Genomic DNA, 228 nt, shown 5'->3' with positions numbered 1-228 from the left:
GTAGACCAGCAACGCGTCTGCCGGGCACACATACACATCACGCTTCTCATCGTACCTGAAGTGCTTTTTCTGGAAGTCATTCTGACCTTTGTGCGGCCGCCGATAGCCGGGAACCAGCGCGATACCCCTTTCTTGCGTCAGATGGCACACCGCGGCGGTGAAGTAACCCGCATCCACACCCACCGCCACCGGCTCCAGACCGAATCGCGCTACCTGCCGCTCAAGTCG

At 60.1% G+C, this 228-nt stretch carries 1 pseudogene; it reads right to left on the bottom strand.

Annotation, left to right across the window (positions count from 1 at the left end):
* A pseudogene (locus tag WG891_RS27195) lies at positions 1–228 on the bottom strand (IS5/IS1182 family transposase); the annotation flags it as partial.

The organism is Serratia sp. MMO-28, assembly GCF_037199905.1.
Classification (GTDB): domain Bacteria; phylum Pseudomonadota; class Gammaproteobacteria; order Enterobacterales; family Enterobacteriaceae; genus Chania; species Chania oryzae.
This window is presented reverse-complemented; position numbering and strand designations above follow the sequence as displayed.